The sequence below is a fragment of the Komagataeibacter sp. SM21 genome (assembly GCF_041402665.1).
In the GTDB taxonomy this organism is placed as follows: domain Bacteria; phylum Pseudomonadota; class Alphaproteobacteria; order Acetobacterales; family Acetobacteraceae; genus Komagataeibacter; species Komagataeibacter saccharivorans.
In genome coordinates, this window is sequence record NZ_JBGLOV010000004.1 from 139,406 (window position 1) to 159,580 (window position 20,175).

Below are 20,175 nucleotides of genomic sequence, written 5' to 3' on the forward strand. Positions count from 1 at the left end.
AAGCTCAGCCAAAAACTTCCTTACAATTTCTGAATGTTTCCAGACGAACCTTTCAAACAGCCTCTGAACAGTCGGGGCTGCATGTCCGGTAACTTACATCTTCACAAAAGTTTATGCGGCACGATATTTGAGTGGACGGCACTGCTTCCCGACTACTACCGCAGATAACAACTCTGCCAGAACAGTAAGGCGTAGGGGCGCCATACGCACCGACCGGTTCTTAAATAGATCCTAAATATTACCGTCAGATTCTGGACCGCTTCCCTTAACAACCCTGCCCCGTAGACAGAACTGTCCGATGCGCATGGAACTCATCCAGCAATAAAAAAGGGCACACCAGATCCATACGGACCGGTGTGCCCCTGTTCAGGCTTTTATGCTGTCCAGTCCTGCCTCACGTCATGGATGTGAGGCAGGTTTTACGATGGATCAGAAGTCGACGGAAACCGAACCAAAGAACATGCGCGGCGCACCGAACAGCATGGACTGGTTGGTATAACCACCCGTCATGGCGTTACCATTTTCGCCCATGGTGGAGATCCAGTGGGTGTTCGCAAGGTTCTGGATGTTGAAGGCGAAGGTCACGTCCTTCATGAAGTCCATATGCTTGTTGTAACGGCCCATGTTGCCCATGCGGTACTGCATGCCCAGATCCGACATCCAGTAGCCGGGAATGTTGTAGTCACCGGTATAGTCATAGCTACGCTTCCCGGTGTAGCTGCCATCCATGTAGAACAGGGCATTCTTGTAGGAATAGGACAGACGGCCCTTATACATGAAGCGCGGATAGTTGACGACGCGCTTGCCTGCCGTGGACGGACCTGTTCCCGACGAGTTGAAGTTGTCGTCATAGACCGCGTGGTTGTAGCTGACGCTGTTGGTCAGCGACAGGCTGCGGAGCATGCCACGTGTGAACGGATGCAGCGTAATGGCGGCATCGACACCGTTCATGGTCACGCTGCCGGTATTGATGACCGCATAGCCACTGGCGTTCTGGACGGACTGGCCCGCAACGCTGACGGCCTGCAGACGGTTATGGAAGTTGGTGCGATAGGCATAGACCGATGCATCAAGCAGGCGATGCGTGAAGCGGTAGCCGATGGCGAACGTCCAGTCATATTCCGGGTGAACGCTGTTGATGTTCGTGTTGTACGAACCCTGAGTAACGGCGAACGGGGAATTCGACAGCTTGTAGCCCGATTCCGCATAGGTATGAACGTTTTCGGAGATGTCGAAGAACAGTTCATGGTTATGCAGGAAGTGCCAGTCCACGCTGACATGCGGCAGGAAGGGACGTGCGATCGTCTGGCTGACGCCGGACGTGATGCCACCAACATTGCCGTAATAGTACTGGTTCAGGTAGCCATCGCCCACGCGGGTCGTGTTCAGCAGCGCCTTCATGCCGAAATGCAGGGCAAGGTTGGGCAGCGGATTGTAGGTATCCATCACGAACGCGGTGAAGGTGTTCGTGTTGTAGTTCTGGTTGAACAGTTCCTCAACCGGGTTCTTGAAGTGGTTCAGCGGCTGATTGATCGAACCGGAAAGCTGGCCATTGGCCAGAACCGTCGGCTGACCATACATCCACATGGATGATGAATACGCGTTGTTTTCGTACCAGACACCACCGGAAATGTGGTTGTGCGCCACATCGTACTGAACCTTCGATGTGATGCCGAAGCGCTCGATCGACGGCTGCTTGACGATTTCACCCAGGGCGGAAGTATAGCCATAGGTCTGGTTCAGGTGGGTATAGTAGGACGGATCATAGCCATTGCCATTATTGCCGATCGGCAGGCCCCAGGTGGTCTGGTTGCTCTCACCCTGACCATAGGCCGTCGTGATCCAGCGGACATGCTTGGTCAGCGCCAGATCGGCCTTGATGTAGCCCATGATGTCGCTGTTGTTCGTGGCACCGTCGTAATAGGCCGCGTCACCCTTGTCGGAAATGCTGCTGTTCGCAAGGTTTGACGGATAGTTGCCATTCGCGGCATTACTTGCCGCAATGAAGCCGCTCGTACCGCCATTGTAGTAGTTGGAGTTATAGTAACCCAACTGCTGCTGCATCTGCGGCGATTCATCCTGCGGCGTGAACTGGTGCAGGTCACCCCAGTCGAAGAAGGCGACGAGCTTGCTGTCGTTCCCGATCGGCTGGACCAGCTTGGCGTTGACCTGCTGGTAGAACTGCTCACCATACCCACGCCATACCTGCGCGTCCTGACGCATGTAGGACGCGAAGAACTTGGTGCCGGAGCTGTTCAGCTTGCCGCTGTCGAAGCGTACGAAGGTGTGGTAGTTGTCATAGCTGCCGAAACCCTGCGTGACCTTGCCACCCATCTTGTCCTTCGGGTCGCTTGACACATAGGCCAGCGAACCGCCGAGGTTGTTGGTGGCGGCGATATCTTCAGCGCCCGCGGACTGAGAGACATCAATACGGTCCACGTTTTCCGAAGATACGGCCAGTGTGGGCGAAGGCGGACCGTTATAGTTACGATAGGTCATTTCACCCAGCGGCATGCCATCCAGCGTCATGCCGATTTCCTGCTGCTGGAAACCATGCATGTACAGCTGCTGCGACCAGGTGTTCGTTCCCTGCGGATCATCCGAATTGAACATGATGCCCGGCATGGTCGACAGGGCCTTCATCGGGTTGGTGCCCGGCGCCTGCTGCTGGAACATGGCCTGTCCCATGGATACGACCGTTCCATGCGGACGCAGATGACTGGCATGAACACTGAGCTGCTCAGGGTTGCTGTGGGAGACAACAGCCGTGTTGCGCGTCGTATGCCGGACAGGCGTTCCCGTGGTGGAAACATGGGCCGCACCGGAATGGGTGGTGTTGCCACCCGCTGCCGTCGTCTGCGGTAACGTCGAAGCGGCGCGCGCGCCTTCATCCGTTACGCCAGCGATCACTGTAGTCAGAAGCAGGACGTTCCATAATGAGCGTCGTTTGTTCATGAAGCCTCCGCAGCACCTGTAAACGGCCCCGCGCAGGGCCACACATTGGCGTTTCGTTCAAAATTAAGTCAGTCGAGAGCAACATTGATGAATTTTTCAACCCGCCCGTGGAAATATGTTCCACCAGTTTCGATGTCGATATCAACCGGTTTCGATATCGATATAAGGAATCGAAAAACCGATGTGGCAAACAGGTCACATGATGTGGCGCGCCAGAAGGAATGCTCATCATGGAAATTCGGACTGTTCCGTGTCGAAATTCACATACTCCTTCTGCCGCAAACGCAACAGGAGGAAAATGGACGCGTCGGATAAGTATTTAATAATAGATGGAATAATCCACAATACGGCTGAAAACCGGGGCAAATTCTCCCCTTTCCCATCAGGGCATACACATGCACAAAATCATTTTTTTAACGAAATGGTGGAGGGACAAATCTTTTTGCATATCGGAAATTCGTATCACGTATACGAATCGTGATGTGGCGCAGCAGATACACCTGGCCGCTCACCCGCATGCGTGATTTCGATTCCAGAATAATAAACGGGACCTGCAACCTTTGGGAAATTACCACGTTACAGATTCGCAACAAAACCTGCCACGCCACCTGTTCCATGGTCAGTTCCCGGCGTTTCCCCACGCGCAGAAGATATCATCCGGCTAAAACGCCTTTCCTGCCTGAAGGTTCCTTCATCCCCCGACAGTCCTGCACGATCATCATATTACGATATCAGGTCGTAACGAACAAAGGAAACGCAGTTCATTACAAAGCCGGTTCATCCCTATGTATCTTTCCGGTCAGCGGAAAAACCCCTCCACTGGATCGGCAGGGCAACATCCAGCACCGCAACCGCCTTCAGACCGGCAGGTCACGGTTCGCGGATATGGCCTCCATCGCCATATAGGATGTGACCGTATCCAGATCCACGCGGCTGATAAGGGTACGATAGATCGTATCGAACGATTCCATATCCTGCGTGATGATCTTGAGCATGTAATCGTAATCGCCCGCGATACGGTAGAAATCGATGACATTAGGAATGGCTGTCACGGCCTTGTGAAACCGCTCCAGCCATTCGCGCGAATGATTGCGGGTCCGCACCATGACAAAAACGGTCAGGCCAAGCCCCAGCCTTGCCGGATCAAGCCGTAGCGTCTGGTTGCCAACCAAACCGCTTGCCCGCAACGCATTCAGCCGCCGCCAGCACGCATTCTGGGACAGGCCAACAATGTCCGCCAGTTCGCGCTGCGACAGGCCCGCGTTTTTTTGCAGGGCCCGTAGGATGGAGCGATCAAATTCATCAGGTTTTCTGCTCATAAACGATCGTATGACCACACATTCAGCAAAAAACAACCATGAAATAGGGAAAAAATCCCTACGGAACCCCATTAACATCATCCCGCAATGAAGGCGGTGGGTTATGCGATGCAAGTGGATGACATGTCGATATCGGAATTCATGGTCGGTCTGCAGGCCGCTGGGGTGGAGGGGTTGCGCGCGGGCCTGATTGGTGAAGGCGCACCCGTTCCGGGGCCGTTTGGCACAAAACCCCTTGTCTATGCCGATTACGTGGCATCAGGCCGTGCGTTGCGACAGGTCGAGGATTTCGTAACCCATCGCGTGCTGCCCTATTACGCGAATTCCCATACCGAGGCCTCGTTCTGTGGGCGCTACATGACCCGCATGCGTCAGGCGGCACGGGCGCATATTGCACGGATATGTGGGGCGGAAACCGGGTTTTCCACCGTGTTCTGCGGTTCGGGGGCAACTGCGGGACTGAACCGGCTGGTTCACCTGATCGGGGTATCCGATGCCGTGGGGACGGGACCACGTCCGGTCGTCTTTCTCGGGCCGTATGAACACCATTCCAACATCCTGCCATGGCGGGAAAGTGGTGCGGATATCATGGTGATTGACGAAGCGCCGGAGGGTGGTCCCGATCTGGACCATCTCGAACGGGCGCTTGCAGCGACAGATCCCGACGCCTTGCGGATCGGCGCCTTTTCGGCGGCATCAAACGTGACCGGGATCATCACGGATGTCGATGCAGTCACAAGGATGCTCAAGGCACATGGCGCCCTGTCCGTGTGGGATTACGCAGGCGGCGGCCCGTATCTTCCCATCGACATGAAGGCCGGTACCGCCTGTGAGAAGGATGCCGTGGTAATTTCACCCCATAAATTCGTGGGTGGGCCTGCGGCATCGGGCATCATGATCGTGCGTGATGCCACAGTCAGGCGTACGCGGCCGGTTTTTCCCGGTGGAGGAACCGTAAGGTTTGTCTCCCCCTGGGGACATGATTATGCCGAAAGCCTGACCAGTCGGGAAGAAGCCGGCACGCCCAACGTCATCGGCGATGTCCGCGCCGGGCTGGCCTTTCTTGTCAAGGAAGCGATGGGACAGGACTGGCTTGATACGCGACATGCAACACTGCACAAACGCGCCCTGCAGGCGTGGCAGCACAATCCGCATATCACCATACTGGGCAACCCTGCCGCCAGCCGCTGCCTGCCGATCTTTTCAATACAGGTTCACGATACCCGTCAGGGTGGCCTGATCCATCAGCAACTGTTCACCCGCATGCTGTCGGATCTGTACGGCATTCAGGCCCGTGGCGGATGCGCCTGCGCGGGTCCATACGCGCATGATCTGCTGGGCATCGACCAGCTCATGTCGGAAGAACTGCGTCAGAACATCCTGAACGGAAGCGAAATACGCAAACCCGGCTGGACGCGCCTGAATTTCTGCGCCCTGACCGATGACCACAAAGCAGATTTCATCATCCATGCGGTCAACGAACTGGCATCCAGCCCCTACCCCATGGTCGATGCCTATGCGTGCGACATGGAAACCGCCCGCTTTCAGGCCATAACGACGGAAATGGCATAATCCCTGAACGGACCATGCGGGAGAAGTCCATCCGCATGGCCCCGTTACGGTTCGGTGCCGGGCATTTCATTGCCGACAAGGTAGGTATCGCAGATTTCGCGCAGCAGGGTCAGGCGGGGATTGTTCCAGCCATTATCAATTGACGCCAGTCCGTACCGCAACACCGGAACATCATCGGAAAGGCGCAGATAATAAAGGGGCGACCCGTCGAGAGAGGCCCTGTTGCGCGGCCTGACATTCAGCAGGCTGAACCCATGCCCATGGGCCACCAGACTTCTGACCGTGTCCATGCAGTCAACACATTCAAAATTGCTCAGTTCGATATGGCTGCGCGCAAAAATCGAGACGAAATAATCCCGTGATACCGGCAGGTTCAGCAGAATGAACTTCTGGTCCATGACTTCCCGCAACGCCACCGTTTCCCGCAACCGCAGCGGATGCGTCTCCCCCACCAAAACGAAGGGCGGCAAGGCAGCGCAGGGATGGAAATCGACATCGGGATCAAGTTGCAGGTCGTAGCATATCATCGCGCATATATCGCCGCGCCGCAGCTTTTCCGTCAGATCCCGGTGGTGCCCCGTCATGATGCGCAGATGCGCCTGCGGGTAACGGGTCTGGAACACCCTATGCAGCAATGGACCGACAAACGGGTAAAGCGTGGACATGCAGCCAATATGGACTTCGCCCGTCACCTTGCCGGACAGGCCGGACATGGCGGCTTCAAGGTCATGCGCCTGCTGCAGGAAGGAACAGGCTTTCTGAAGGAACGCCTCCCCTTCCGGTGTCAGGGACAGGCCGCTGGCATGGTTACGCAAAAAAAGCTGTATGCCGAAGCTGGCCTCAAGACTGGCGATAGCGGCCGAGATGGAAGGTTGGGAAATATGAATCTGTCGCGCCGCCGCCGCGATGGAGCCGGTATTGGCGGTGGCGACAAAATAGCGCAGTTGCCGAAGGGTATAACGCACCGGCGGTATCATATACGTTCCCTACTGGTCCGGACACATGCAGGCGCACCAGACACGACCATACGCTCAAACCTCACCATGGGTCGGTTTCCCTGCCTTGGCAAGGGGATGGCGTGAGGCCATACCTGCGGCCGATCTTACGAACCGATCCTTACCCGCCCGCATGCACCGGGGGCAGCGTAGCGGACCGTGCTGCTGCGTACAGACTGTCCTACAGGCAACACCCCCGCCCTGTTATATCCGGTGTTGAAGAGCGCTGCCTTATTACGCCGAAAACAGACCGGACATCATGCACCCGGCGCCATCGCCGCGGCGATGGTCGGGGTATAATGCACCGATACTGTTGCCCCCGCGCCGATATCATCCAGTGCGATCAGGCTGCCTGTTGCCGTATCGCCCGTTATGGCGACGCCATGTCCATTTACCTGCGCGGCGATCATCTTTTCAGGTAAAACAAACGGCAGGCCCAGAATAATCCGTCCCGATCGCGCAGGCGCAAGGCGGCAGGAAAACATCCCCTTATCCAGCACGATATCCGTCATGCGTCCCACCATATCGCAACACAGCAGAACGCGCGCACCACGCATGAGGCGCATCACACCGTCACGCACCATCAGTGTAAGCGCACCCAGCGGGGACTGCACCGGCCCCAGCACGGTATCCTGACCCGTAATAGTGATTTCCCAACCGGTCCACGGGTTAAAATCCATGACCTCTGCCACACCAAGCATGGGCAGCATCGCACCCCACGACAGGAACAGGTCGGTATCGGGCTGGTCCGATGCCTCCCCGTCAATGGCGCTGTAATTCTCGCCCGATATGCGCCGCGTGGTCCATGACTGGTTGAACAGCGCCATGCTCTGCGCCGCAAGGCGGGATGCCTGTTCATCAAAACCGTAACGACGCAGGCCATGCCAGACGAAATAATTCACGTTCGGCCAGATACGCCCTCGCCAATATACGTTATCGGCAAAAGCAGGATCATCGCGCGTGACATTGGGCAGCACGTATTCACCGCCGAACGTCGCCGGATCTTCCAGATGCCGCAGCAGGCTGTGCGCCTGTTCCGGGGTCGCCGCACCGCAGATCAGCGGATAGAAACTGGTCGGTCCCAGACTACGGACAAAACCACCATCGCGCTGACGGTTGGCGAAAATGCCACGCGTCTCATCCCATAATTCATCACGGATCAACGCGCGGCCTGAGGCTGCAAGGGCGGCGAATTCGGCTGCTTCCGTATCATGACCCAGTTCAGCCGCGATCAGCACCAGCATTTCCGCATCCAGCGCCAGCGTGCAGTTCAGCCCGACATCCAGAAGCGACAGCGTACGTGTGTGCGGATCATACACCGCTTCATCATGGGTAGGGGAATTATCCATGCCCGTTTCGTTGCGCGCGCCAAAATGGGTGCCCTTGTACAGCCCTTCCCCCACGGCAGAGGTTCCGCACGATACCAGCCCCCGCCCATCGGGGTCGCGATGGGTACGCCACCATCGCTGGTTTCGCACCAGCGGGCCATAGACCAGTTCCAGCAACGAACGATCGCGCGTGCGCAGATACATCATCCATGCCATGAAGGCCCCGTTCGGGGCCTGTGTCCGGTCAACCCATGCATCGTTGGACGTGACGATGCATGCGAAATTGCCCTGCGGGGTGGCGCTGGCCATCGCCACGGCCATGTTTTCGCGCGCAATACCCGTATCGAACAGGCCCGTCATCAGCGCAGCATAGGTCTGATCGTTGAACCAGACCGCGAATTTTCCCAGATTCCATATCCGGCTGACAGAAGTATAGGGTCGGTGATTGATCCCGTCATAAACCGTGTTCCATGCCATCACGTCACGCACCGCATCCAGCGCGCCTGCGTGCCTGCCTGTCTGGACCGGCAGGCACGCATCCCCTGCTGGCGCAGCCAGCGCAGCACGGGCGTTGCGTATGGCAAGATCGGGGCAGTCGGCCACGGCTGCGGCAAACGCATTGCTGCGCATCATTTCCAGATTGAAACGCAGTGCAATAACACGTCCGCACGTACCGCGCGTGGCGGTGTGGAAATAGCCGTTCGTATCGTAATCCGCCGCCACGGCTTCCACCGTATCATGCGCCGTGACCTGCACCGCCTCCTCACGCGTTACAAGGGCGACATGGCGGGTGCCCACACGGATGACGGCCGCCCCATCCCGATAGACAACTTCCTCCCCCTTCGCACCCGACAGGCATAACGTCACCCAATAACGTAATCCCCATTCCCCCGGCACGCGGCCATTCCACTCCCCCCGCACCGCGTACGGATCAGCCCGGTCATAACGGAAATCCAGATGCGTGCCCGCGTGGCGCGTTTCAAATTCGATCCGTGCGCCATCCGCCGCATGCCGCCCGAACACGATATCCGCACCGGGCGGCAGGAGTGTCGCCCTACGCTGGCTGGTGGAATACAGGATCGGGGTAAGCTTTACGCCCAGCGGCAGGTAGGTCAGTTCCGCAGGGCGGTCGGACCATGTGTTCCATGCCCTTTGCACGGGTATTGTTGGATCGACAATCATCCTGTCGCACCTATCCTTCATCACGGGTTGCGTATGGAGCGGATTTCAGTTCGAAAACAGAACAAGATCGGAGTGCCGGGCCATCGTCAAGGGCGCCCGGCGTCCCCGGTCATGCGCCGGCATGCGCACGCAGCCTGATCGCCATGACCTCATCCTCGGATGGATAGAACCACACCAGAACAGCCGACACGCAGGCAATGAAAATGGGGACGCCGACAAACCCCATGCAGATGAACGCCCGCGCCTGCGGGGACTGCACCGCCAGACCGGAGACATAACCACCCCAGCCCAGCATGGCCGCCGACAGCGCACCGCCAGCAGCCCACGCGACCTTGCCCATGAAACTGTTTATGGAATAGGCCAGCCCAGCCGCCCGCACCCCCGTCAGCACTGCGCCAAGATCGATTGCATCCGCAATCATCGCGTAAAATACCGGCAGCGTCATACCTTCAAAAAAACAGGCAAGACCGAAAACTGTGCCCAGCAGCACCGGTCGATTGGGCGCGCATACAAACATCACCAGACACAGCGCCGACAGCACATAGGGCACCGCCACCGTCGCGCGCTGCCCGATCCGGCGCACCAGCCAGCCCGAACAGGTCACACCCAGCACCTTGCCAATCCCCATGACCGAAATCAGCAACCCGCCAAACGTCGCGGGCCCACCAAGAACCGCCGTGGCGTAATAAAGCGACAGACCGTAAAACGCCGTAAGGTTGATGTAAAACAGGCTGAGCACGACCGTTACCACTACCCATGCCCGATTGCGCAGCAGGGATGCCAGCATGACACGCAGCGGGTTATGGGCAGGCTGCAGGACATAGCGTTCCGTGCATGTAAAGGCAGGCACCATCAGCACCAGCCCACCCAGCAGCCCGATCACCGCCATCGCCGCCGGATAGCCGATGCGTTCATTCCCGCCACCCAGCCAGTGGACAAGCGGCAGCGTGACCGCCCCCATGAAAAAGGTGCCGCCCGTCGCCCCCATCATACGGAACATGGCCAGGGAAAGTCGGTCACGACCATTGCGCGTCATGACATTGGGCAACACGCCGTAAGGCACATTCACCATCGAAAACATGATGCCCATCAACAGGTAGGTTCCGTACGCCCATGCCAGCCGCCCGCCCGCGCCCACTGGCAGGCGGATAAAGCACAGCAGCAGCGCCAGCCCCAATGGCAGCGAAAACCATTTCATGTAGGGGCCGACACGGCCACGGAACAGCCTGCGCCGGTCGATCATGTAACCGATGCACGGATCGGCCACGCTGTCGACCACACGCGCGGCAAGCATCAGGATCGCAACCTGACCCGCGGCAAGGCCACAGACATTCACATAGAAATACAGCAGGTAGGACCCCGTAATGCCGAACATGGCGTTACCGGCCAGATCACCACAGGCGTAGCTCATACGCTCGCCCAGCCCAAGTTGAAACGGAACCGAAACATCATGGACTACGGTCGGGCGGGACGATGGCATGCAGACATTATCCTTGCTGTGGATGGTGGCCAGCACGACGGTGCGCAATAACGGCACCATCGTGCGCGCCCTTCACGACCGTCGCATGATCAGCGCAACGCTGCCAAGCACCACCACAATCCCGGCAATGGACAGCAGCGCGGGCTGTTCACCCAGAACGGCCCACCCCAGCAGCAACCCCACCACCGGGTTGACATAGGCGAAGGTAGACGCAATTTCCGGCGAAAACGTGCGCAGGACCACCACATAGGATGCAGGCGCGACCACACCGCCGAAAATGACCAGATAGACGAATGCGCCGATCTGCGCGGGCGCAGGATAATCCGGCAGTGGCGCGCCCCGCACCCACAGGACAAAAGCCAGCAGGCATGATGCGCAGGCCATCTGGATCGCCGCCGTCCATTCCGGCGCCAGCCGCCCGGCGAGGGGACGCTGCAACACCGTACCCAGCGACCACGTCATGGCTGAAAGCTGCAATACCATAACCACCAGCACCGGATGTGGCCCTGAAATGCCGCCATGCCCGGAAATGACGGGCCAGACCACCATGAACAGCCCCCCCAGTCCGGCCAGAAGCGCACCCACCACCCGCATGGATGGACGGGTCCGTGACACCACGCAGTCGAACAGCGCGCACCATAACGGGATCGACCCCATCGACATGACGATAAAGCCAGAACTGGCATAGGGCGCGCAGGATGTCGCCAGCGTATTGCCACCTGCCCACATGAGCATGCCGGTGCCGATACAACGCACCAGATCGGGCCAGCGCAGGCGCTGGGGCAGGCCGTGCCGGTACAGGGCCAGTGACGCCAGAATCAGCGCGCCACACCCTTCGCGCCCGAACTGGATATGCAGCGGCAGGATATGCCCGACCCCGTGGAGGCATATTTTCACCATAAGATAGGTGCTGCCCCATATCACATAGATCATCAGAAGATGGACGTAGGCCACCGATGAAATACCAGTGGTCCTGCTGACCCCGCCAAGCGGCGGGCTGGACGCGGATGCGGTCACTACGGGCTCCGGTTACGCGCACGATGCGCGACGATGGACAGGAATGTTTTTCTGGGCGGCGGCACGACCGGGCGCGATTCCGCATCCGCGTGCGTCACAACACGCCTCCCATACGGCATTCGTTTCGTCAAAGGTATAATGAATACGTATACGACAGGGCCGCGCCCCGCCTTGCGCATGGATAAGGATGCACCGCTGGACCCGGCCTGACGCATCACGGCGTATCTGCCACGCAAGGGGATGACTTACCCGTTGCAGCAGAAAAATGTTACGACCCATTATCGAAACATACCGTGTCGCGGCCATGCGGAAGGGGAACGTCCTGTCGGATCATCTTATTGCCCGTCTGGGCTTTCGCCACCTGCGCATGGTCATGGCCATAGCCGGGACCGGATCGCTTGCGGCAGCGGCGCGCCAGTTGAACATGACCCAGTCGGCGGTGACGAAAGCATTGCAGGAAACGGAGATGCTGTTCGGCACCCGCCTGTTCGCGCGCACCAGTTCGGGCACCACCCCCACCGCACAGGGTCAGGTCCTGCTGGCGCATGCGCGCGTGATGATGGACATGTTCATACAGGCCGCCGCGGACGTGACCAGCCCCGATCCCACGGGTGGCCGTGTGATGGTGGGCACGTTGCAATCCGCATCGGCCGTGCTGCTGCCCCGTGCAATCGCCCTGCTGCGCCGGGAACGACCGGGCCTGACGGTTTCCGTCATCGAGGGGACGAATGACGTACTGGTACCCGCCATGCTGCGTGGTGAAATCGACCTGATCGCAGGCCGCATTCCCGATACGCGCGAACATGACCATCTGGCCGATGAAATCCTGCTGCATGATGTCGCCTGCATCGTCACCCGTCCTGAACATCCCCTGACGCGACGCGGGGCGCTCCACCTTGCGGATCTGGCGATGGCGGACTGGATACTGCCCCCGCCGGGAACGGTACTGCGCCAGCAGGTGGATCAGGCATTTCACGACGAAGGCGTGCCGCCGCCGCGCGGCGCGGTGGAATCCGTATCCCTGCTGACCAATCGCGGCCTGCTGGCGGCGGATGATTATGTGGCCGTCATGCCGTGGCAGAGCGCCCAGATCGAAACGCAGGCGGGCCGGATGGTGCTGCTGCCCATCCTGCTGCGTGCAACCATAAGCCCCATAGGCATCACCACCGGACTGAACAGCAGCCGCACCGCTGCCGCCCGGTACATGATCGCCGCACTGCGCCGCGCGGTGGACGACGTGCCCACCTGCCCGCTGCTGGACGAAGGAACGGATTTCCCCGGCCCCATGGCGTAAATGCCCCCGGCCCTGTTCACACGTTGCGGGACAGGCCCAGAAACGCCGCCGCATTGCCCCCCAGTATCCGCGCACGTGCATCCGCACCGAGGAACGTGGCAGACCGCACAAGGCCGCCAACCGGGCTTTCCCCCAGCGGAAAGGGATAGTCCGATCCCAGCATGATCCGCTCATCCCCCATCACGCGAACCAGAAGTTCCAGCGCGTCGGGGTCGAACACAGCGGAATCGACATGGAAACGGTCCACATAACTCGATGGCAGGTTGGGACAGTCGACGCGCACGATGTCCCGGTTGCGCCACGCATTATCAACACGCCCCAGCAGGTAGGGAAAACTGCCCCCGCCATGGGCGAAACACAGCCGCAGATTACGCGGCAGACGCTCGAACGCACCCGACAGGATAAGGGAAAGGATGGAAAGCTGCGTTTCCGCTGGCATGGACACCAGCCATGGCAGCATGTACGGCCCCATCCGCGCATTGGTCATCATGTCCCATGGATGGATCAGCAGGGGAATGTCTTCCTGCGCGCAGTGATGCAGGAAGGTCATGATGCCCGCGTCATCCAGACCACGGTCACCCACATGGTTGCCGATCTGCACCCCGACATGCCCGCTGGCCATGGCGCGCGATGCTTCCCGGCAGGCCATGTCGGTATCCTGCAACGGCACCTGCGCCAGCGCACGCAGCCGCGTGGGAGCGTGGGAACAGATTTCCAGCGCCGCGTCATTGAATATCCGCGCACAGTATTCGGCCTGCGCCGCTGGCCGACCATAGGCGAACAGGATGGGTGTGGCGGAAATGACCTGAATGTCGATACCGTCCCGATCCATTTCCGCCACGCGCCGCTGCGCGTTCCAGCACGCATCGTAGACCGGGCGGAAATCGCGCGTGCCCAGCATGAGCATCGCATGTTCATCATCGACATGACGCATCCATGGCCAGTCGGGCGTGCCGAAACGCGCCTGCAGGTCCGGCCATGCGGCAGGGAGGAAGTGGGAATGAAGGTCAATGATCATGGCAGCCTGACCCAGCCATCGGGTGCTGTCCTGCCCGGATGCAGCGCGCCGCATTGCGGACAGGTGCGCTGTTCGGTGCTGGCGTAGAACGCATCATAAAGCGGGGGAATATCGGTCACGAGGCTGTGCAGCCGCACCTCCACCCTGTGAACCAGCGCGCCGCATTCAAAGCAGTACCACTCGAACCCGTCCATCTCGCCTGGGGGACGGGCGTTTTCGATCACCAGGCCGACCGATCCCGGCATGGGACGCTGGGGCGAATGACGCACATGCGGCGGCAGCAGGAAAATCTCCCCTTCGCGGATCGGGACATCGTAATGCTGGCCGCGATCCACCACCTTGAGCACCATGTCACCCTCAAGTTGGTAGAAGAACTCATCCACCGGATCATCATGGAAGTCCGTCCGCTGGTTCGGACCACCCACCACCGTCACCATCAGTCCGGTGTCGGTCCATATCTGCTGGTTGCCGACCGGCGGCTTCAGCAGGTGGCGGTTGTCATCGACCCATTTACGGAAACTGAATGCCGAAAGCCGTGTCATGTGAAATCCCTCACGCCGGACCGGGTTGCGGATAAAAGGCGGTTACCTTCATCTCGATCAGCAGATGCGGATGGGGCAACTGGTGAACGGCCACCGTGGTGCGTGTCGGCCCGTCAAAGCCGAAATATTCGCCATACACCGCGTTATAGCCGCCAAAATCGTTCATATTGACCAGAAAGGTGGTGACATCCACGCAATCGGCCAGACTGGCCCCTACCGAGCGCAGGATCGCGTCGATATTTTCGATCACCGCGCGGGTCTGCGCGCGGATGTCCAGATCGGTCGTGCCCATTGCATCCACGCGCACGCCCTCAAAACTGTTATCGGGGCGGCGGGAACTGGTACCCGATACGAACAGGAAATCCCCTGCCCGCCGCAGATGGGGAAAACGCCCGCGCGGCACCGCGCGCCCCGCGACCACACCTTCCGTCATGACCGTTCTCCCGTTGTTGTGAAGCCAAGACGCCCCAGCGACTGCACCGTGGCCGAGACATGGCAGCCCGGCCTTAGCGCCACCGCTGCCGTCGCCGCACCCGCCAGCACGATCTCGCCCGCTTCAAGCCGCGCGCCACGTTCGCCCGCCAGTCGCGCGGCTTCCATCAGCCCGCGCAGCGGATGGCCAAGAATGGCGGCGGACGATCCGGTCTGCACCACCTGCCCGTCCAGATGCAGGACCATGCCAAGGTTGGAAAAATCCATCCGCGCCGATGCAGGCTCACCCAGCACGAACCCACGGGCGGACGCATTATCCGCCACCACGTCCACAACATTGAAGCGGAAATCCCGATAGCGGCTGTCAATGATTTCCAGCGCAGGCAGGACCGCCTCGATCGCGTTACGCGCTTCCGTCGTGCTGACGGGACCACATAACGGGCGGCGCAGGATAAAGGCCAGTTCGGTTTCCACACGGGGATGAATGGCCGTGGACATGTCGAATACCGCGCCATCGGGCAGTTCCATACCGGCCCCCAGCCGCCCCCATATCAGGTCGGACACGCCCATCTGCCGCATCTTGGCGCGACTGGTGAAGCCCATCTTGACGCCAGCGATCCGCTCGCCGCGCGCAATGCGCAAGGCAGCAAGCTGCGCCTGTATGGCATAGGCATCGTCCAGATCCAGTTCCGGCATCTGCACCGTTACCTGTTCGATCGCCTGACCCTGCCGCGCTGCATCATCCAGCCGCCGCGCCACGGCGCGTATGGTGGTGGCGTCAATCGCCATGGTGTTCCCCCTTTGGCGCAAAGCGGACGCTGACTGCGCCCAGACCATTGATGCGCACGTCAAAACTGTCGCCGGGCCGGGCTGCGACCATCGGCCCCAGCGCACCCGACAGCACCACTTCCCCCGCACGCAGCGGCATGCCGAGCCGGGCCATTTCAGCCGCCAGCCAGCGCAGTGCGTTAAGCGGGGACCCCATGCACGCCGCCCCCGCGCCGGTCGAGACCTCGCCCCCGCGACATTCCATCACCATGCCGCAGGCATACAGGTCCACATCACGCAGGGACCGTCGGTCCTGCCCCAGTATGAACAGGCCGGATGACGCGTTATCGGCAATGGTATCGGCCACGGTGATATCCCATCCGGCGATGCGGCTATCCACGATCTCGATGGCGGGCAGAAGGTAGTCCACGGCGGAAATGACCTCCGCCATGCCGGGATCGACATGGGGCAGGTCACGCGACAGGACGAAGGCGATTTCGGCCTCGCACCGGGGCTGCAGGGTTGTACCCACGGGAATGATCCCGTCGGGTGCCACTTCCATATCGGCGGTCAGGACACCGTAATCGGGCTGGTCGATACCGAACTGCTGCTGTACGACCGGGGCGGTCAGGCCGATCTTGCGCCCGACGATACGTGCCCCCGCCGCCACACGGGCCGCGACCAGCGCACTCTGCACGGCATAGGCGGTATCGACGGCAGCAGCCCCGCCGATCAGGTCACGCACGGGCGCGCAGGCCACGCCGGTACGCGCAGCGGTCTGGAGTTGACGGAACGCACGTTCCGCCGTCCCGGTCAGGACTGGCATATTCATGGGTGTCACATCCTGATGCAGATATTTGTGGTTTCGGAATAGAAATCCAGCGAGCGCATGCCCCCTTCCCGTCCGATACCGGACAGTTTCACGCCACCGAACGGCGTGCGCAGGTCACGCAGGAACCATGTATTCACCCAGACGATCCCCACATCGATCCGGGCCGCCACACGGTGCGCGCGGCGCAGGTCATTGGTCCATACGGCTGCGGCCAGACCGTAGGGGGAGTTGTTGACGCGCTGCAGCACCTCCGCCTCCGTATCGAAGGGGGCGACGTGGCAGACAGGGCCGAAAATCTCCTCCCGCACGCAGGCGGCATCATCGGGCAGGCCGGTCCAGATGGTGGGTTCTATAAAGGCCCCGCCATCACGCTCATCACCAAACCACGGCATGTCGCCACCGGTCACCACACAGGCCCCGTCACTTACGGCACGGGCGTAATACCCCAGAACCTTCCTGCGGTGCGCATGGGAAATCAGCGGGCCGATCCCCGCGCCGCTGTCTGCCCGCGCGGGGGACAGGGCTTCGGCCCGCACCCGCAATGCCTGCACGAAACGGTCGAAAAGGGGGCGCGCCACATAAACCCGTTCCGTCGCCAGACAGACCTGCCCGCAATTGGAGAACGCGGAACGGGCGACACCGTCCGCGGCTTCCTCCACATCCGCATCAGAAAAGACGATGGCTGCGTTCTTGCCGCCCAGTTCAAAGGATACCGGCTTAACACCGGGTGCCGCCGCCTGCATGATGGTGGTGCCGGTGGAGCTTTCACCCGTAAAGGTAATGGCGTCGATACCGGGGTGGCGTGTTATGAAGGCGCCTGCGGAATCCGCGCCGAAACCATGCACCAGGTTAAAAACCCCCGCCGGTATGCCCGCGTCATCCATGACCTGCGCCAGTAATGTAGCGGTATAGGGTGTTTCTTCCGATGGTTTGGCCACAACCGCATTACCGCATGCCAGTGCAGGCGCCAGTTTCCATGACAGCAGCAGCAGCGGCAGGTTCCATGGCGCGATCACACCAACCACACCCACCGGACGACGACGCACGTAATTGAGCGCGCCCGCGCCATCGGCTGTATCGGTATGGTAGCTTTCGCTGCCCATTGTGGCGATCAGGTCGGCAAAAAAGCGGAAATTGGCGATCCCGCGCGGCACGTCGATGGTGCGGGTGTGATGCGTGTCCTTGCCGGTATCGGCTATCTCGGCGGCGACAAATTCCTCAAATCGCGCTTCGATGCCACTGGCCACCGCGCGCAGGGCGGCTACACGCTGTGTTACCGTGCTGCGGCCCCACGGCCCGGTTTCCAGCGCCTGCCGTGCGGCCTGCACGGCGCGGTCCACCTGCTGCGCATCGGCCTCGTTCACATAGGCGATGGTCGTGCCATCGACGGGGCTTATGTCGTGGAACAGCCGGTCCGTATATTCGAACTGGCCATTGATGAAGTTGCCCAGAAGCGGCAGGCCCTCATGGGTCCGCATTGGTCTGTCTGCGTGCAGGGACATGCTGCGTCCTCGTAATATCTGAATGGAGTATTCAGATGGAAACGGGACACCCGCAATGGAATTTACTTCAGACCCACATGAACGTTCGGAATACCATGCACCGTTTGTGTAGCGGAATGATCATTACCGTGCCGCGGCCCTGTTCCCGCGAAGCGGAACAGGGATACCCCTGTTAGGCGATCAGGCGTGTCAGGCCATTTCCTTCATGCGTGGTCTCCGCAATATGATAGGGACCGGCGGCCAGTATTTCGATACACAGCAGCGCCTTCAGCGCATGCTGCCGCCTGCCCAGTTCCACAACCGCCTTCCCGTCCGTCCAGCGGCGGTCCGCGCTGCCGCTATCGTGCCATCCATTCGGGGCGTCCAGACCCAGATGTGCGGTAAGGGCGCGCGCTGCATTGCCCTCAAACAGTCTGATGTCACGGATCAGGACACCAAGATGCCGACGGTCATCGACATAAGGCCCCATTGTGTCGCACGGTCGGCTGGTGCGCGACATGATCCGAATTTCCTGCACGCCAGGCGGAATCATGAAAAAGGTGAAACCCTTGGCTTCACGCATCGCACGGATGACCGCACCGCTATCCGTTACCAGATGCAGATCAGCATCCGCCGTGGTTTCCAGCACATCATGGCGTGCAGGGATGTCACTGGCGCATGCACGGGCGTCGATCATGTCAAAAAGCGGCCTGACGAAATCCTGCGACACATCCAGTGGTGCCGCACTGTCCCGCGCCCATGTCTTTTCCTGCCCCGGAAACCGGACAACCGGTCCCGTCTGCCTGAAGCCATGCCGGTTTCCTGTATCCAGATAGCTTTCCGTCAGCATGCCATCCACCGTAATGATGGAATGGCTTGCCGTTTCAATATGATAATAGGTATAGGTTGATATGGTGCGGTCGTAATAAATGCTGCGGTTATTGACCAGCATGCGCACCGGCAGGAAGCGGCCATCAAAGAACAGGCAGTGTTCGGGCGTGACAAGCATATCCCTGTAGGGAACACCGCTGGCGATGGCATCTTTTACGATGCGTACCGGATACCCCGCCTCATCGGGATAGGGGCCGGGTTTCACGCTGGCCGTGGCGGTTCCCGTCCATATGACGGGACGGAACACCTGCCGTCCCTCATGATGGACCAGAATTTCATCACCCACGCGGATTTCTTCTATGGCTACATCGCCCTGTGCCGTACGCACCATTGAACCGGACAGGAAACAGACCAGCACCGTGCCTGCGCCATCCGTATCGGCCACGGTACCAAGATAATTATCCGTCCCCGGATCGGTATCCTGATACTGCCCGTTCAGGTCCAGGGTATCACCATTGGAAAATGTTACGGTCGACGTGCCCAGAAAGCTGTCATAATCGACACTGGTTATGGTGGCTGGCGCGCCATCGCTTTCCACAATGATGCGGTCGCCCGTGCCGAACCCATTGATACTGGCGCCATCAAGCAGGGCGAGACCGCCACTGGACCCGGCAAGATTGAGCGTTCCGCCGCCCCCCTGAAAATTGAGGGTCAGGCCACTGGCGGCCGAGATCACGCCGTTACCATCAAATGTGCCGCCATTGGATATGTTGATGGTCACACCCGACAGCGCGGTCAGCAACCCACCGGCGAGACTGACATCACCCCCGTCCGCATCCACGATCACGCTGGTGCCCAGCGCCACCGTCCCGGCCGTGACCGTAACGGATGTATTGTCCCCTGCGGTTACCGTGTAGGTACTCAGCGCCGTTATGGGCGTATCGAGCAGCCCATCAAGGGAAACATTTGCCGAAACCGGGCTGCCATCACCGGATTCAACATCCATGCTGGCAGAGCCCAGAACACCGAGTACGGAGGTGGGGGCAAGCGTATAGGACCCACTTTCCGTAACCGTATTGTCGGTGTCAAAATAGGCATTCCCGATATTTCCCATCTGCCCTGTTCCCAT

15 protein-coding genes are annotated in these 20,175 nt (G+C 59.9%); 2 read left to right on the top strand and 13 right to left on the bottom strand.

Translation table 11 applies throughout. The annotated features are described in order from the left end of the window. Positions 1-429: 429 nt before the first annotated feature. Both ACBR42_RS06035 and ACBR42_RS06040 read right to left on the bottom strand, forming a co-directional pair. On the bottom strand, positions 430-2,955 hold the full coding sequence (locus tag ACBR42_RS06035) for a TonB-dependent receptor domain-containing protein (protein ID WP_110547049.1): 2,526 nt from the start codon (positions 2,953-2,955) through the stop codon (positions 430-432). Between the two features lie 857 nt (positions 2,956-3,812). Further along, complete coding sequence (locus ACBR42_RS06040; protein ID WP_102325684.1) at positions 3,813-4,274, bottom strand: Lrp/AsnC family transcriptional regulator; 462 nt, start codon at positions 4,272-4,274, stop codon at positions 3,813-3,815. Positions 4,275-4,415: 141 nt separating this feature from the next. On the opposite strand from ACBR42_RS06040, the gene ACBR42_RS06045 reads away from it, so the two are divergent. Then, positions 4,416-5,846 carry an aminotransferase class V-fold PLP-dependent enzyme gene (locus ACBR42_RS06045; RefSeq protein ID WP_371207488.1) on the top strand — a complete coding sequence of 477 codons (1,431 nt, stop codon included), beginning with the start codon at positions 4,416-4,418 and terminating at the stop codon, positions 5,844-5,846. Positions 5,847-5,890: 44 nt separating this feature from the next. On the opposite strand, the gene ACBR42_RS06050 is transcribed toward ACBR42_RS06045, so the two are convergent. The 4 genes from ACBR42_RS06050 to ACBR42_RS06065 form a co-directional block, all read right to left on the bottom strand. Next, positions 5,891-6,811: a LysR family transcriptional regulator gene (locus tag ACBR42_RS06050; protein WP_162900428.1), complete on the bottom strand. Its 921-nt coding sequence runs from the start codon at positions 6,809-6,811 to the stop codon at positions 5,891-5,893. A gap of 287 nt (positions 6,812-7,098) precedes the next feature. Continuing rightward, a complete protein-coding gene (locus tag ACBR42_RS06055) occupies positions 7,099-9,351 on the bottom strand; it encodes an MGH1-like glycoside hydrolase domain-containing protein (RefSeq protein ID WP_371207489.1) in 2,253 nt (750 codons plus the stop codon). Positions 9,352-9,460: 109 nt separating this feature from the next. Then, on the bottom strand, positions 9,461-10,891 hold the full coding sequence (locus tag ACBR42_RS06060; protein WP_371207490.1) for an MFS transporter: 1,431 nt from the start codon (positions 10,889-10,891) through the stop codon (positions 9,461-9,463). 12 nt (positions 10,892-10,903) lie between these two features. Further along, complete coding sequence (locus ACBR42_RS06065; RefSeq protein ID WP_102325539.1) at positions 10,904-11,848, bottom strand: DMT family transporter; 945 nt, start codon at positions 11,846-11,848, stop codon at positions 10,904-10,906. A 265-nt stretch (positions 11,849-12,113) separates the two neighbouring features. On the opposite strand from ACBR42_RS06065, the gene ACBR42_RS06070 reads away from it, so the two are divergent. Continuing rightward, positions 12,114-13,142 (top strand): LysR family transcriptional regulator, encoded by a 1,029-nt coding sequence (locus tag ACBR42_RS06070; protein ID WP_371207491.1) that lies wholly within the window; start codon positions 12,114-12,116, stop codon positions 13,140-13,142. A 16-nt stretch (positions 13,143-13,158) separates the two neighbouring features. Here ACBR42_RS06070 and ACBR42_RS06075 read toward each other — a convergent pair whose 3' ends face one another. From ACBR42_RS06075 to ACBR42_RS06105, 7 genes are all read right to left on the bottom strand, one after another. Further along, positions 13,159-14,160 carry an amidohydrolase family protein gene (locus ACBR42_RS06075; protein ID WP_110547042.1) on the bottom strand — a complete coding sequence of 334 codons (1,002 nt, stop codon included), beginning with the start codon at positions 14,158-14,160 and terminating at the stop codon, positions 13,159-13,161. After that, the gene (locus ACBR42_RS06080) at positions 14,157-14,702 is read right to left on the bottom strand and encodes a 3-hydroxyanthranilate 3,4-dioxygenase (protein WP_102325537.1); all 546 of its coding nucleotides are present in this window, start codon (positions 14,700-14,702) and stop codon (positions 14,157-14,159) included. The genes ACBR42_RS06075 and ACBR42_RS06080 overlap by 4 nt, the downstream gene beginning before the upstream one ends. Positions 14,703-14,712: 10 nt before the next feature. Beyond that, positions 14,713-15,135: a RidA family protein gene (locus tag ACBR42_RS06085; RefSeq protein WP_102325536.1), complete on the bottom strand. Its 423-nt coding sequence runs from the start codon at positions 15,133-15,135 to the stop codon at positions 14,713-14,715. Next, positions 15,132-15,923 (bottom strand): 2-keto-4-pentenoate hydratase, encoded by a 792-nt coding sequence (locus ACBR42_RS06090; RefSeq protein ID WP_102325535.1) that lies wholly within the window; start codon positions 15,921-15,923, stop codon positions 15,132-15,134. The genes ACBR42_RS06085 and ACBR42_RS06090 overlap by 4 nt, the downstream gene beginning before the upstream one ends. Beyond that, on the bottom strand, positions 15,913-16,734 hold the full coding sequence (locus tag ACBR42_RS06095) for a 2-keto-4-pentenoate hydratase (protein ID WP_371207492.1): 822 nt from the start codon (positions 16,732-16,734) through the stop codon (positions 15,913-15,915). The genes ACBR42_RS06090 and ACBR42_RS06095 overlap by 11 nt, the downstream gene beginning before the upstream one ends. A 5-nt stretch (positions 16,735-16,739) precedes the next feature. Further along, a complete protein-coding gene (locus ACBR42_RS06100) occupies positions 16,740-18,236 on the bottom strand; it encodes a 2-hydroxymuconic semialdehyde dehydrogenase (protein WP_132304991.1) in 1,497 nt (498 codons plus the stop codon). A 172-nt stretch (positions 18,237-18,408) separates the two neighbouring features. Beyond that, on the bottom strand, positions 18,409-20,160 hold the full coding sequence (locus tag ACBR42_RS06105; protein WP_371207493.1) for a Hint domain-containing protein: 1,752 nt from the start codon (positions 20,158-20,160) through the stop codon (positions 18,409-18,411). Between the last annotated feature and the right edge of the window lie 15 nt (positions 20,161-20,175).